Origin of the sequence: Vibrio harveyi (genome assembly GCF_030060435.1) — a bacterium.
In the GTDB taxonomy this organism is placed as follows: Bacteria; Pseudomonadota; Gammaproteobacteria; order Enterobacterales; family Vibrionaceae; genus Vibrio; species Vibrio harveyi.
This window is the reverse complement of sequence record NZ_CP125876.1, coordinates 1,442,315-1,456,223: the sequence shown is the minus strand read 5'-3', so window position 1 is coordinate 1,456,223 and position 13,909 is coordinate 1,442,315. Positions and strand designations below refer to the sequence as shown.

Here is a 13,909-nt window from a genome sequence, read left to right as displayed (position 1 = left end):
CTCACTAATGGTATTATTCGCATAAATTTCCACCTCTCCCCCCATTCTCCGGAGAGAAAAGCACCAACAAGCTGTTCAATTCATCAATAATTCACAGCGAATTTCTGTGCTTTAGGTAGTAATAATCGTGCGCAATGATTATAGTGTGCCCAATTCCAACGGTAAGTTAAGAAAAGATGTTTCAAGATAACCCGCTATTAGCTCAGCTTAAGCAGCAAATCCAAGAAAACCTGCCTAAAAAAGAAGGCTCAATCAAAGCAACCGATAAAGGCTTTGGCTTCCTGGAAGTGGACAGTAAAACCAGCTTCTTCATCCCACCTGCGTATATGAAAAAGTGCATGCACGGCGACAAAGTCGTTGCCATCATCCGCACTGAAAACGAACGTGAAGTCGCAGAACCACAAGAACTGCTAGAACAAGCCGTAACTCGCTTTATTGGTCGAGTAAAAATGTTCAAAGGCAAGCTAAACGTAGCTCCTGATCACCCACAGCTTAAAAAGCTTTCTCTTAAAGCAAAACTAAAGAAAGGTCTAAAACCTGATGAATTTGCTGAAGGTGACTGGGTTGTCGCGCATCTTATTCGTCACCCACTTAAAGGTGATAACACTTTCTTCGTAGAAATTTCGGAGAAGATAACCGATTCAAATGACAAGATCGCGCCTTGGTGGGTAACGCTTGCTCAGAATGATCTACCAAACTCTGAGCCAGCAGGCATCGAGAACTGGGAACTGAAAGACGACGCCGATCTAGAACGCGTAGACATGACGCATGTTCCTTTCGTAACTATCGATGGTGAATCAACCAAAGATATGGATGATGCACTTTACGCGAAGAAAACAGAATCTGGTGATTTCGAACTGACTATCGCAATCGCAGACCCAACAGCGTACATCACACCTGAAGATGATATGGATAAAGTGGCGCGTGAACGTGGCTACACTATCTACTTACCAGGTCGTAACATCCCAATGCTACCTCGTGATCTAGCGGACAACCTATGTTCTCTAATTGAAGGGGAAATCCGCCCTGCTATCTGCTGCACAGTGACAGTAAATAAAGAAGGCGTGATTGGTGATGACATCAACTTCTTTGCAGCGAACATTAAATCACACGCTCGCCTAGCTTACGATCACGTATCAGACTGGTTAGAAAACGGCAGTTCAGACGTATGGCAACCGTCGGAAGAGATCGCGACTATCGTACGCGACCTATTCGACTTCTCTCGCGCTCGTGCTGAATGGCGTGAAAAGAATGCCGTGGTATTCCCAGATCGCCCTGACTACCGCTTCGAACTAAGCGAAGACAACGACGTTGTTGCAATCCATGCTGACATGCGTCGCAGCGCAAACCGCCTAGTTGAAGAATCTATGATCACAGCAAACATCTGTGCGGGTCGTACGCTACGTGAAAAGTTCGAAACTGGTGTATTCAATACGCATGCAGGCTTCAAAACAGAGAAGATTGAAGAAGTGGTTGAACTGGTAAACCCAGAAGGCGCATTAGAGTTCACTGCTGAATCTATCGCAACACTAGAAGGCTTCGCAGCGCTTCGCCGTTGGTTGGGTGAGCAAGAGACTTCTTACCTAGATAACCGTATCCGTAAGTTCCAAACGTACAGCGAAGTGGGCAATCAACCTCTTCCTCACTACGCAATGGGTCTTGATATCTACGCAACTTGGACTTCACCAATTCGTAAATACGGTGACATGATCAACCACCGCATGCTGAAAGCCGTGATTTTGAACAAAGAACCGGTTCAAAAGCCAGACGATGAAGTGGGCGAAGAGCTAGCTCTACACCGTAAACACCACAAAATTGCCGAGCGAAACGTGTCTGATTGGCTATACGCACGCACTCTTGCAGACGAGCCGAACAAGCAAACGTGTTTCACAGGTGAGATTTTCGATATTAATCGTGCCGGAGCACGTGTTCGACTTCTCGAAAATGGCGCAGCAGCCTTTATTCCTGGTAGCTTGATTCTTGATAATAAAGAAAGAATTGAGTGTAACGGCGACAACGGTACCATTTCTATCGATAAAGAAGTGGTATACAAGTTAGGTGATACATTGGAAATCGTTCTAGCAGACGTGAACCAAGAGAACCGCAGCATCGTTGCAAAGCCGACCCAGGTATTCGCTGATAAACCAGCGCCACAAACAGAAGAAACTGTGAGTGAATAATACCGATTGAAGTTTAAAGGCGCTCAATGGAGCGCCTTTTTTATATGTCATGCAAAAAGATAAGAACGAATATGCCGAACATTGAGATCATTCGCTTTAATCACTTCACTGCCCGCAAAAGTGAACGCTACACCGCCACTCACAATGGCTTATATGTTGTTGAAGAAGGCTCACTCATCATTAACCAACCAAGTGGTGAGCAAATTGAATTAAATGCAGGAGACTTCACTCTATATAATTCTGCAGACCTACGCAGCGCTGAAGCTAAGCCCGGAGTGTTTAAAGCACTCGCGCTTGTGTTTGATATTGGCTTGTTTAGCGAGTTTAAATCTACGCATCCAGGCGTACAGTCAGAGACAGAAGAGCGTCGCTTCTACCCTTTCTCTTCAGAAAGCCAATCATCAATTGTAAAGCTTAAAGACACGTTAATTCAGTTAGCAGACAATAAAGCGCCACAATACGCCCAAGGTCATATTGCGCTTTCCTTGTTATCACTGATGGTTGAAGTACAGCCGGACATCTTATCGATCATTGATGACGCAAGCAGTCTCACTGCCTCTCAGAAGGCAATTAAGTACATTGAAAAGAACATCGAGAAAGACATCACGTTGGAAGCGCTAGCAACACACATGAGCATGTCTATCGCGACATTGAAACGCAGACTAGCAGCAGAAAACCTTTCGTTCTCGCACATTTTGAAGGTGAAACGCATCAACCACGCAGCAACACAACTGCGAGTGTCACAAAAGTCGATTACTCAAATTGCATTTGAATCCGGCTTTAAGAGCGCCGCACACTTTAGTACTGCGTTTAAATCGATTTATAGCATTACACCAAAAGAATTTCGTAGCCAAATCGCAAAGTAACGCTTGGTACGTTACGCATTAGCAGATAAAGAAATCTGTTAATCCCAGAAACACGCTTGAGGATCGCTTTCTAATTCGGCGAGAAGCACCTCAAGCGTTTCACTACTTGGTAGCTTTTCATAAGGCACCCACATCAACTCCTCTCCACGATATGTAGGCACATAGAAACACCAAAGTTGAGTGTTGGCATCAAATAGAATTTTAGCGATGGGAGACGTGTATTCACTGTGTTGTGAATCAAGTAAGAAGTGTGCGTGATAAAGCTCTACACCGTTCTCTATGGGCTCGTATAAACACTTCCCTATCGCTTCTACTGGCAAATTGACATTACGCCTAGCGCAGAGCGTTTGAACCAACTTGTGCAAGCGACTGGTCGCCATTTGAGACACGGACATGAGCGTACTCCTGATATGTTGTTCTTAGTATATACCCAAGTGCCTGAGAGAGGCAGAAATCACCATCGGGGCATGCGCCCGCTCAAACCTAGAATAACACCCCATCTGATGCCGAAAAGCTAACTGTGTCACCTCTTTCGTTTCAAATCAGTAAAATCCACTCATCCTACATTACTGATAGTTATCAACTTAAAGTGAGTGCAATCGATCTTTCGCTATGGATATCAACGACCATTCACAAAAGTGTAACCTGAACGAAATATGATGAGCGCTGCTTTATACCGTATTTGGAGTTAAATATGTTACGTCTTTCTGTGGCGACCTTACTAGCCATGGCTTTGTCTCTTCCTTCTGCTATGGCAAAAGAAGTCAACATTTCAGGTTCTACCTCTGTGGCACGCGTAATGGATGTACTGGCTGAAGAATATAATAAAACGCACCCTGACGATTACATTGCAGTACAGGGCATTGGATCAAGCGCTGGTATCACTATGGTGAACAAGGGCGTGGTTGAAATTGGAATGAGCTCACGTTATCTAACAGAAAGCGAGAAAGGCGAAGATCTCAACGTATTCCCTATCGCTTATGATGGTCTTGCTGTTGTCGTTAACCGCACTAACTCTGTAACTAACCTTTCGGAACAACAACTGTTTAATATCTACAAAGGTAAAATCGACAACTGGAAACAGGTGGGTGGCTTAGACCAACCTATCGCCGTTGTAACGCGTGAAGCCTCTTCTGGCTCTCGTTACAGCTTTGAAAGCTTGCTAGGTCTCACTAAGATCATCAACGACCGTTTGGTATCAGACATCAATCCGAACAACTTGGTGGTAAACAGCAACAGTATGGTAAAAACCATTGTGAACCATAACCCACACGCTATTGGTTTTATCTCGGTAGGCTCGGTTGATCGCTCTGTAAAAGCCATTCAGTTTGAAGGTACAGACCCAACCGCAACTAACATCGCTAACCACAGCTACAAACTCGCTCGTCCATTCTTAGTTTTGTACAAAGTGGATGGTTTAGATAAAGCAGGTAAAGACTTCGTGAAGTTCCTGAAATCGGAGCAAGGTCAAAAAGCGATTGCAGATTACGGCTACACCCCAGTAAAAAGCTTTAATCAATAAAACGCAGACACAAAAAAAGAGAGCCAATTTCGGCTCTCTTTTTCGTTTGAATCTTTGAATTCGATTAGAAGTGCAATTGAATCACTGAAACAACTACAGCACCAGGTCGACGTACGCCTTCAATTTCTACTTTGATTTCACGCTCAATCTCAAGACCTTTCTTAATTGGCGTAATTTTAGTTAGCGTACTTGATGCACGTACGTTGTTGCCCGCTTTTACTGGGTAAGGGAAACGTACTTGGTTCAAACCTAGGTTCACCACTAGTTTTGCTGTTGGGAACATTGGTTTTTCTGGATCCACAGAATCTGTCAACTTAGGCAACAGCGCTAGCGTTAGGAAGCCATGTGCAATCGTTGTTTTGAATGGAGATTCAGAAGCCGCACGCTCTGGATCTGTATGAATCCATTGCATATCTTCGGTTACAGAACCAAATTGATTAATGCGCTCTTGAGATACGTGAACCCAATCACCTACATGGATCACTTCACCCACCTTCTCGCTTAGCTCATTAAATAGAACTTGCGCTTCAGGCTTTAGCACGATTGGCTCAGGTTGAGGAATCACCTCTTCGTTCACCGCTGGTTGCTGGTGATCGCGAACTTTAGAAAATAGGAAGCTGCTTTGTGCTCGACCTAAGAAGTCACTCCAGTAATCGCGTAGCGTTGGAGACATCCAATTCATAAACTCTGATTGGTGAGCAGAAATCGCACCAACTTTGTCTTTAAATAGATTCGTGACTTTCATAAAAACCCTTAGATAAATTCAGCACAACTGGCTATACCAGTTAATTTTGAATTAGTTCACAATATGTTGCAAACACTTTCGGGCGAACACATGTTTACTCAAAGTCATTTTATTCTTACTTTTCATTAAGATAGCAATAAAACACTATTTTATTAAGTAACCACAACATAAAGTAAATACTCTACAAAATACTGTAACAAGCGCCCTTTTGAGCATTCCATCAGACTTCATCCGTCTATAGGTGTGACCACAAAACAAGCAAACAGTTCTTTTTCATTAAAACAATGCTTTACAACGTTTATGCCTCCCCCTATTATACGTCCCGCAACGGAGAGATGGCTGAGTGGTTGAAAGCACCGGTCTTGAAAACCGGCATACGTTAATAGCGTATCTAGGGTTCAAATCCCTATCTCTCCGCCATATTTAGAAAGCTCGTTGAGAAATCAACGAGCTTTCGTCGTTTTAGCATTTGGAAAATTACGGGATTTCTATATCCCTAGTCGTGTGCGCCCCCAGCACTCCGCCACATTCCAGTAAAAAGCCCGCTAAGAGATTAGCGGGCTTTTTCGTATTTCAGTGATTTAAAGGGATTAAACTAAATCCCTCCTTGAATGCAAACCCAAACTAGGCGTCCCCGAACTCCGTCACATTTGCCGTGTGACAGCTAGGGAAGAGATTCGAGACTCCCTGCGATTCAGCGATTCAGCGATTCAGCGATTCATGATCAGTATGACTTGCCCACCTGCGTTGGTGTTAGAGAGTAGAACTCGCCCATTTAGGTAATTCGCTAGCTCGTAAATAAGTAACATACCAATACCAAAACCATCTTTGGGTGAAACGTCGTTAACCTTGCCACTATTGAAAGCCTCAATCGTGGCTGGTTCAAAACCATCGCCATCATCACTGATCTTTACAACGTCAACGTTTGGATAAGCCATAAATACAACTTCGATTTCAGAATGACTGTAACGACTCGCGTTCGAGAGAATGTTGAGTAACAATACTTTAAGTACCCTCTTGTCGGTAAATACAAGTTGCTGTGTGTTCGCACGTTTGATTTGTCGCTCACTCCCCTGAGCCTCTAACGCAAGATCTAAAATAGCTTGAAAACTGATGAACTCTCGTTGTAAAGGGACTTCTTTGTTCAAGATTTTAAGGAGATGTAAGCTCGATTCACACAGAGTATTTAGGCTGTTTACCTGAGCCCCTAAACGATTCACCAAGAAGGTATTGTCCACACCTCCCTCTTCCATCATGTCGCTCGTAAGTTGAATAGCAGAAAGTGGAGTTCGTATATCATGAGGCAGAGCAGCAAAGATCATTTTTTGCCTTGTCATCAACGAGTCGATAGCTTGTGCCATCTGATGTTGATTATTGATAAGTGTTTTGATCGCCTCCGGACCAACGACATCGGTTCTTGCCTTAAAGTCACCTTTGGCATAACGACTCGATAGATACTGGAGAGACTGAATGCCATTCGTCCATGTTCTCAGTGAAACAACCAGTACCAGTAAAGTGCATAGAATCTGAATCAAGTCTTCAGCCAATTCGACCCACATCAGCTTTTTGATGATGGGATCATTCTGATAAGCGGTACTATTAAAGGTCGCTCGAATATGGCGATCTTGATATTTTCTCGTCAGCGAGTATTCATCTTCATCTACGCGTTGTAGCTCACCAGTCGCGACATCACATTGAAACAACCAAATCGCATCTTTCTGTTCTTCCAAGGGAGGGCGAGACTCAAAACCATTCAGAACCAACTCCACACGATGAAAGTTAAACGCCTCTTCTAATGCATTTTTGTAATCTTGAATAAACAATTTAGACAGACCAGCACTGACTGCATACCCCAACAGCAGTGATGCAAAGATTTGTAGGATAAAAGTTTTCATCTTACAACAACCGGATAGTTCAAATAGAAACCTTTCGTGCGGCGGTTTTTAACCAAGTCTATATCTGGAAGAAACGACGCTAGCTTTTTGCGGATAGAAGAAATTCGCATGTAGACCGAACGATCTTCACAGTGATAAGAAAAGCCATGAATTTGTTCAAATAATTCATGTACTGGAATCGGTCGGCTCTCTTTAGACAGAATTTCTAACAGCTCAAACTCTGAAGGCGTTAAAGGAATCTTTACCTGCTCGTAGAGCAAACATGTCGCCTTTCTTTCAAGTATAAAAGGGCGTTCATCGATACTTGGCACCTCGTGAGAATAGTGCCTCGCTAGTGTGATTTGTCTTTTGATTCGCTCTCGCAAAGCATTAGTGCGTATGGGTTTGGTAATGTAATCATTCGCCCCTAGTGCTAAAGCATTGGTTTCTGTGATTTCATTGTCATTGGCAGTCATCATAATTACTGGGTAGTGATGCCCCTGCTCTCTCAACGACTTGAGTACGCAAAGCCCCGACGTATGAGGGAGTTGAATATCGAGTAACACTAGCTCAGGATTTAATTCCACAATGTGTTCTACGGCATTCTCACCAGACGTAAGGCAACTGACCTCATAGCCCTCTACAGTAGAAAGAAAGTAACACAGCATGTCTCTCAACTGCTGATCATCTTCTACGATAATGACGTTTGGCATGGAATGGTTCTCCAAATTTATCGTTCGGTTAAAACTCAAAAGTCATGACTTAAAGTATATATACCTACGTGACTTCAAGATGAGGATTCAGAGTATTGGCTTGGATACTTTATTGCCGATTCTTGATTTAGGCTCACTAAACCTTTGAATCACTGCCGCGTCTACAAACCAAGTCATTCTCGCTGAACCTAGCATCTCAAGGTAGCTTGGGTATAAGCCATATTTGTTACTTGTATTGACTAACAGCGGTTGCCGCGCAGTGTATAGAGGTGAGGTTTCACTTTCTTTAAGCGAATGTAAGCACACGACGAAAAAGCACTCGATATTGAGAGAAGATGCTGAATTAACAGAAAAATTAATTTGAGAGTTTTAAAGAAACTTGGCATTCCTTTGCCAAGTAACCAACAGAAGAGTAAAAACTAGATGTGTTGTTTCGCGATGTTGATCGCTGCTTCTAGATCTGGAATGGTCGTTAGTTCAGGAACGCGTTGTACGAATAATATTTTATTGTCTTTATCCGTGACTACAATGCTTCGGGTTAGCAAACCTAGCTCTTCAATTTGAGAGCCTGTTTTTAAACCAAACTCATGCTCAGCCGCGTCTGAAAGGTAAGTAGCATTCTTAAGAGAATGGGCTTTGATAAAGCGTTGCTGAGCAAAAGGCGTATCTGCACTCACTGCATAAAACTCAATACCCTGAAGCTCACTTTGGTGCGCAGAGATGTATTTTGACAACTCTATTGCTTGTTGAACGCAAACTGGTGTATCGACAGAAGCAAGCACGCTATAAATCTTAACTTTGTCAGATTTAGCACTGGTATCGTATGAATTCAGTTCTGATGTCAGTAAAGTAGCAGAAGGCATATATTGCCCAACTTTTACTGACTCACCAATCAGGTTGAATGTGTTCTCTTTCTCGAGTGTGACAATCTCGCCTGCCCCCAACTTTGCGTGGTCAGTGCTTGTCATAAATTGAGCCAACGCGGAACCAGAAGCTAAAGCGGTAAGTAATAATGTAGCCAATTTCATCCTAGTACCCCAAAGCCTTCATCACTGCGTCGTAGTTTGGTTCCTCAGTGATTTCTTTAACCAATTCGCTATAAAGTACGACTCCCGACTCATCAATGACGACAACCGCACGAGATGCCAAGCCTTTAAGGGCACCTTCGCTAATGTTCACGCCGTAGCTCTGAGTGAACGAAGGGGAGCGGAAGAAAGAAGCAGTTTGCGCAATATCGATGCCTTCTGCACCACAAAAACGCCCTGTTGCAAAAGGTAAATCCGCTGAGATGTTAAGAATCTCAATTTCCTTTTTCGCTAGCTTCTGGTTAAAAGTACGAACACTAGTCGCACATACTGGTGTATCAATACTCGGGAAAATATTGAGTACAACTTTTTTACCGCTTAAGCTTTCTAACGGAAAATCGTTAAGTTCTGCTGAGCATAAAGTAAAGCTAGGCGCTTTCTGACCGACTTGCGGGAAAGAGCCTGTGATACAAACTGGATTTCCTTGAAAAGTTACCGACATGATTTCCTCTTTACGTATTTAATAATTTTAATTATGTGAGCGATATTTTTATCGCGGAGAAATAATACTCTCGTTCAAAACAAATCAAACTAAGCAAATGTAAGTGATAGACTAACTATTAGATTGAATCTGTGCGTTTAGGGCACGACCCTTTAATTCCAACTTGGTTAATAGAACACCAATGAGCAATGGAATTAACATGAATAAAGAATGGTCCGATATTACTTTACCGGTCATATGAGCGTTGATAGAAAGGGCTACTAAAGGAAATATTAGAAAACACAGTGAAGCGACGAAAGGAGAAGATACTTTACCTAGTTTAAAGTAAGCCACAATACCACCGACACTTGCAAACACGCCAAGGTAGGCAACAGCCAACATAGATTGGGTAGAAAACACCAAGGTATTTGGCTTTTCAAACAGGAATGAGCTGATTAAAAGCAGCAGCGCAGCAATAAAACTTGGTGTTGCGTTGTAGGTAATGACTTGGATATCAGCACAATACTTTTGCACCACCACATACATCACTGCATGAATCAGTACCGCAGTGATCAGCGCAACGGAACCAAGAATGATTGTCTCTCCTCCGATAGCAAGTTCATTCGACAAAATCACACACAAACTCACAACTGCTGCAAATACACCAAATATCTGATGCGCTGCTAAGCGAAGCCCAAGAAATATCATTGATGTCATCATGACCGCAATAGGCATGTTGGCAAAGATAATAGAAGCTAATCCAGAGGAGATAAACATCTCACCCGCAATCATTAAGGTAAATGGGATAGCAAAATAAAAAATAGAGACCACAATAACCCAGTGCTCTTTACCTCTTGGAAATAACAATGGTTGGTTTAATAGCCTTGCCAAAAAAATTAGAATGGGGCAAGCAATAAGAAAGCGCATTCCCGTCGCAAATAAAGGAGGAATTGTCGATACGGCTACTTCCATAGCAAACCAGGTCGTACCCCAAATTATGCAAACCGAAAAAAACAATAATATTGTTAATTTGTTTTTGAACATCTTGAAACTCGTTATATAAACTTGAAAAGAAATTTTCGTCACTAAATATCGCCGCCTATCTAGGAGAACTTAGGTAACGTTTATCAGAACTGTCAGGTTTAAGGAGCACATTAGCGTCCACGTTGGCTTCCAAGTTCCGAATGAGGGTCACCATAGTGATAACATTTTTAACATTCAATCCGGTGTGTGTAAGTGCGGGTAAGGAATTGTCAGACTCAATACTCAACAAGACTAATAATACGCATCTACTTTTGAGGTCACATTTCCCCCAATAAACGGGCTTGTCTCGTAGCAAAACATTGGCATTAGAAAGAGTAAGCTTGGTATAACAAACAAAACGACAATAAAACATGGAAGAAAGACACAATGCCGATTCAATTTCATCAGCTTACTGCAAAGGAAAACACTTCTACTCTCTCTATCGACGATTGGCAGATTGACGCCGGACAATCTTGGGGAATTTTTAGCTCTGAAGGCGATATTGGCTCAATGCTTGGCGACCTACTGTGCGGAGAAATCAAGTCAGAAACTGGCGAATTGAAGCTCGAAGGTTACCATATCGCACAGGTATCTCTTTCTGAACAGCAAAGGTTGTTGGAGTTAGAGATCGAAAAAGACGATACAGACTTTCTTGATCGTATTGACCAAGGTAGTTCAGTTTATCGATTGATTTTTGAGATCAGCCAAGATGACAACTTAACTCGAGCACTCATTGAAGACCTCGACCTATCTCATTTAACCGAAAGCGGATTTCGAGTGCTTTCAACGGGTGAAACACGACGCGTAATGCTTGCTAGAGCGCTTGCAGCAAAGCCTGACTTGGTGTTGTTAGATAACCCATTCACTGGTTTAGACATCGCGCACCGTGCTTCACTAGCGGCTTATCTTCAAACATTGTCTCAATCAGTACAAATGCTGATTACCTTCTCCCGTGAATCTGACATGCCTGACTGGATAGAATGCATTGCGCTGTTCAGCGGTGGCAAACTTGACAGCACCATGGACAAACAAAGTTGGGATCAGCACCCTATCATCGCGCAAATAAAATCCCAGTCCGAGAAGCAAAGCGAAGAGATGATGACGTTGATTCGCCAACACCAGCATTCAACGCACTTCGATAACCCAATCTTCGAGCTAAAAAACGGTAAGGTGGAATACACCGAAAAGACCATTTTTACTGACTTAAACTGGCGTATAGATAAAGGTCAGCATTGGCAAGTAAAGGGACCGAACGGCTGCGGTAAAAGCACGTTGTTAGGGCTGATATTTGGCGACCATCCGCAATGCTATAGCAACGATATCCATATCTTTGGTAAGAAGCGTGGCACCGGAGAAACTATTTGGGAAATCAAACAACACATTGGCATGGTTTCTTCGGCATTACATCTTCAGTACCGAGTCAACTGCAGTGCCTTGGAGGTGATTCTGTCCGGCTTCTATGACTCAATTGGTCTTTATTCACAACCAAGTAAAAAAGAAATCAGCATAGCCAAAGAATGGCTAACGATTCTCCACATGGCGCAGTATGAGAAAACGTCGTTTAAACAATTGGAATACGGACAACAACGCTTACTTTTGATTGCTAGAGCGATTGTAAAACAGCCTACCCTGCTGATTTTGGACGAACCCTACCAAGGTCTGGACTACTTAGGACGAGTGCTAGTAAAGAACACCTTAGAGCTGATCGCCAAAGAGCACCTAAGCCAACTTCTCTACGTTTCCCATTATCAAGAAGATGGCTTAGACAGCATTCAGAATTATCTCGAGTTTAAGTTTGATCAAACGGCTCAATGTTACAAAGGGTACATCGAATAAGACGCCTATTTCGCGTTGCCGACCACTTCTGCGTAAGGAAGCGGTTTGGCATACAAGTACCCTTGATGAAGGGTTACGCCCAGCGATCTTAAGTGGGCAGCTTGTTCCTCTGTTTCTACCCCTTCAGCAATAAGATCTACGTTCAGATCACCCGCAAGCCTGACGATAGCGTTGAGCACTGTCGAGTTCACGCTCTCGATTCCAATAGTATCAATAAAACACTTATCTATTTTTAAATAGTCTACCTTCATATGCTGAAGGACTGCTAAGGCTGTCTGACCAGTACCAAAATCATCTATCAGGACTGGTATACCATGCACTCGCAGCGCAGCAATGTGTTTTCTCGCACTGTCATCAATCAACTGCCTTTCAGTGATTTCTATACTCAATTCGACATTGTTTGTTTTGAGCTTGCGATGAATATTCTCGATCTTTCTTATTACCTGAGAACCAACGAGGTATCTAGGAGGCACATTCACTCCCAAATGAATTGGCGTTTCAAACTTAACTTTAGAGAAATCGTTCGACACTTTTTCGAGAACGTAATCGGTCAGCGATTCGACTAACCCATTGCTTTCTGCCGCAGGAATGAACTCATCGGGTGATATAAAGCCTCTTAATTTGTGAGGCCAACGAATCAACGCTTCATAACCAAATGCATGCCCTGTTGTCGCGTCATATTGTGGTTGGTAATAAAGCAAAAGATCTTGGCGTTTTAGTGCCTTTCTTAGTTCGGAAACCAGACTACGTTGTGGGTCAACAAAACGATGAATAACGACAATGAGTAAGTAGAACACCAACAAAATAGGTACCGCAGAGATTGCGTAGGAAAGCAGTTTTTGATCGACATAGATATCACTCGCCTCTATCAGTGCGTCGTAATTAAACTCGTTTGAATGGGCTAATGACACCGCATTCTGTCCGTGCTTTGAAGCGTTTTTAGGTGCCGACGCTCCGCCAACAAACATCGCAGACCGCTTCAGACGTACATCGTTACGATAACCAACAGTGACGCCAAAATAATCGCGATCAACGACAGTAATCGCTTTATATTCCGGACGCTTTTCACTTTTGGTGATCAGAAAAAGAACCTGTTCTTCGTAACCTTTAAGATGACCGAAAGACAATTGCCCGTTGCTATAAATATGCGTGTAATCGGTCAAAGGTCGAGACATCGCACCTTGTTTTGACGAGCACACTATTTGATCCCCCTTCACAATGAGCATTTCATCAATGTCACGTTCGAACATCAGGTTCTGTTGCAGGGCTTCACAACGCTCAGGGTTAATCAGTGCCGTCCTATTTTCGGTCTTGATCTGAGAGAGGATCTCGTCCGCCACTTGGACATTTTTATCCAATATATGATCGAGGTTTCTCTGAATGCTTTGGTTTGCTAAATAAAACACCTCTGCAACAATCAATGGCAGCGGGAGCATGTAGATAACGGCTTTTTTCAAAAGCTCTTTATTTATCATCAAAAAGATGCCTTTTTTCAATCAGAATTAGTAATATCAAACGATTACTCTTCATTTATCAGCAAGTTAGAAACAACGTTTCATTCACTCCACTGAAAGCAATTCCACTGATTGAGTATGGTTAACAAGACTCAAAGTGGCAAATATAACAATAACTTATTGATATATG

Annotated in this window: 12 protein-coding genes and 1 tRNA gene; 5 read left to right on the top strand and 8 right to left on the bottom strand. The window is 42.8% G+C overall.

Annotated elements, in window-relative coordinates; genetic code table 11:
• Positions 1 to 176: 176 nt before the first annotated feature.
• Both rnb and QMY49_RS23090 read left to right on the top strand, forming a co-directional pair.
• Positions 177 to 2,180 (top strand): exoribonuclease II, encoded by a 2,004-nt coding sequence (gene rnb / locus QMY49_RS23095; RefSeq protein ID WP_283314604.1) that lies wholly within the window; start codon positions 177 to 179, stop codon positions 2,178 to 2,180.
• A 71-nt stretch (positions 2,181 to 2,251) separates the two neighbouring features.
• Positions 2,252 to 3,046 (top strand): AraC family transcriptional regulator, encoded by a 795-nt coding sequence (locus QMY49_RS23090; protein WP_005452179.1) that lies wholly within the window; start codon positions 2,252 to 2,254, stop codon positions 3,044 to 3,046.
• 38 nt (positions 3,047 to 3,084) lie between these two features.
• Here the strand turns inward: QMY49_RS23090 and QMY49_RS23085 are convergent, their stop codons facing one another.
• Positions 3,085 to 3,441 (bottom strand): DUF3024 domain-containing protein, encoded by a 357-nt coding sequence (locus tag QMY49_RS23085; RefSeq protein ID WP_005452180.1) that lies wholly within the window; start codon positions 3,439 to 3,441, stop codon positions 3,085 to 3,087.
• Positions 3,442 to 3,740: 299 nt separating this feature from the next.
• Here QMY49_RS23085 and QMY49_RS23080 point away from each other — a divergent pair, with 299 nt between their 5' ends.
• Positions 3,741 to 4,568 (top strand): phosphate ABC transporter substrate-binding protein, encoded by an 828-nt coding sequence (locus QMY49_RS23080; protein ID WP_009696354.1) that lies wholly within the window; start codon positions 3,741 to 3,743, stop codon positions 4,566 to 4,568.
• Between the two features lie 64 nt (positions 4,569 to 4,632).
• Here the strand turns inward: QMY49_RS23080 and QMY49_RS23075 are convergent, their stop codons facing one another.
• Positions 4,633 to 5,313 (bottom strand): MaoC family dehydratase, encoded by a 681-nt coding sequence (locus tag QMY49_RS23075; RefSeq protein WP_005452183.1) that lies wholly within the window; start codon positions 5,311 to 5,313, stop codon positions 4,633 to 4,635.
• Positions 5,314 to 5,642: 329 nt separating this feature from the next.
• Here QMY49_RS23075 and QMY49_RS23070 point away from each other — a divergent pair.
• Positions 5,643 to 5,733 (top strand) — tRNA-Ser (locus tag QMY49_RS23070).
• A 290-nt stretch (positions 5,734 to 6,023) separates the two neighbouring features.
• Here QMY49_RS23070 and QMY49_RS23065 read toward each other — a convergent pair.
• From QMY49_RS23065 to QMY49_RS23045, 5 genes are all read right to left on the bottom strand, one after another.
• Positions 6,024 to 7,208, bottom strand: a complete 1,185-nt coding sequence (locus QMY49_RS23065; protein ID WP_283314601.1) for a sensor histidine kinase — start codon at positions 7,206 to 7,208, stop codon at positions 6,024 to 6,026.
• Positions 7,205 to 7,900, bottom strand: coding sequence for a response regulator transcription factor (locus tag QMY49_RS23060; RefSeq protein WP_009696026.1), 696 nt, complete (start codon positions 7,898 to 7,900; stop codon positions 7,205 to 7,207). Before QMY49_RS23060 ends, QMY49_RS23065 begins: the two co-directional genes overlap by 4 nt.
• 419 nt (positions 7,901 to 8,319) lie before the next feature.
• Positions 8,320 to 8,928 carry a thiol peroxidase gene (locus tag QMY49_RS23055; protein WP_283314599.1) on the bottom strand — a complete coding sequence of 203 codons (609 nt, stop codon included), beginning with the start codon at positions 8,926 to 8,928 and terminating at the stop codon, positions 8,320 to 8,322.
• Between the two features lies 1 nt (position 8,929).
• Positions 8,930 to 9,427, bottom strand: coding sequence for a thiol peroxidase (gene tpx, locus QMY49_RS23050; protein WP_005452211.1), 498 nt, complete (start codon positions 9,425 to 9,427; stop codon positions 8,930 to 8,932).
• A gap of 111 nt (positions 9,428 to 9,538) precedes the next feature.
• Entirely contained in the window at positions 9,539 to 10,450 is a 912-nt protein-coding gene (locus tag QMY49_RS23045; protein ID WP_050937416.1) for a DMT family transporter, read from the bottom strand.
• Positions 10,451 to 10,816: 366 nt separating this feature from the next.
• On the opposite strand from QMY49_RS23045, the gene modF reads away from it, so the two are divergent.
• Positions 10,817 to 12,265 (top strand): molybdate ABC transporter ATP-binding protein ModF, encoded by a 1,449-nt coding sequence (modF, locus tag QMY49_RS23040; protein WP_283314595.1) that lies wholly within the window; start codon positions 10,817 to 10,819, stop codon positions 12,263 to 12,265.
• Positions 12,266 to 12,270: 5 nt separating this feature from the next.
• Here modF and QMY49_RS23035 read toward each other — a convergent pair whose 3' ends face one another.
• Complete coding sequence (locus QMY49_RS23035; protein WP_283316786.1) at positions 12,271 to 13,740, bottom strand: EAL domain-containing protein; 1,470 nt, start codon at positions 13,738 to 13,740, stop codon at positions 12,271 to 12,273.
• Positions 13,741 to 13,909: the final 169 nt, after the last annotated feature.

What these genes read in the sequence shown, in the direction of transcription:
- rnb (WP_283314604.1), top strand. Translation starts at nt 177, where the DNA reads ATGTTTCAAGATAACCCGCTATTAGCTCAGCTTAAGCAGCAAATCCAA.
- QMY49_RS23090 (WP_005452179.1), top strand. Translation starts at nt 2,252, where the DNA reads ATGCCGAACATTGAGATCATTCGCTTTAATCACTTCACTGCCCGCAAA.
- QMY49_RS23085 (WP_005452180.1), bottom strand. Translation starts at nt 3,441, where the DNA reads ATGTCCGTGTCTCAAATGGCGACCAGTCGCTTGCACAAGTTGGTTCAA.
- QMY49_RS23080 (WP_009696354.1), top strand. Translation starts at nt 3,741, where the DNA reads ATGTTACGTCTTTCTGTGGCGACCTTACTAGCCATGGCTTTGTCTCTT.
- QMY49_RS23075 (WP_005452183.1), bottom strand. Translation starts at nt 5,313, where the DNA reads ATGAAAGTCACGAATCTATTTAAAGACAAAGTTGGTGCGATTTCTGCT.
- QMY49_RS23065 (WP_283314601.1), bottom strand. Translation starts at nt 7,208, where the DNA reads ATGAAAACTTTTATCCTACAAATCTTTGCATCACTGCTGTTGGGGTAT.
- QMY49_RS23060 (WP_009696026.1), bottom strand. Translation starts at nt 7,900, where the DNA reads ATGCCAAACGTCATTATCGTAGAAGATGATCAGCAGTTGAGAGACATG.
- QMY49_RS23055 (WP_283314599.1), bottom strand. Translation starts at nt 8,928, where the DNA reads ATGAAATTGGCTACATTATTACTTACCGCTTTAGCTTCTGGTTCCGCG.
- tpx (WP_005452211.1), bottom strand. Translation starts at nt 9,427, where the DNA reads ATGTCGGTAACTTTTCAAGGAAATCCAGTTTGTATCACAGGCTCTTTC.
- QMY49_RS23045 (WP_050937416.1), bottom strand. Translation starts at nt 10,450, where the DNA reads ATGTTCAAAAACAAATTAACAATATTATTGTTTTTTTCGGTTTGCATA.
- modF (WP_283314595.1), top strand. Translation starts at nt 10,817, where the DNA reads ATGCCGATTCAATTTCATCAGCTTACTGCAAAGGAAAACACTTCTACT.
- QMY49_RS23035 (WP_283316786.1), bottom strand. Translation starts at nt 13,740, where the DNA reads ATGATAAATAAAGAGCTTTTGAAAAAAGCCGTTATCTACATGCTCCCG.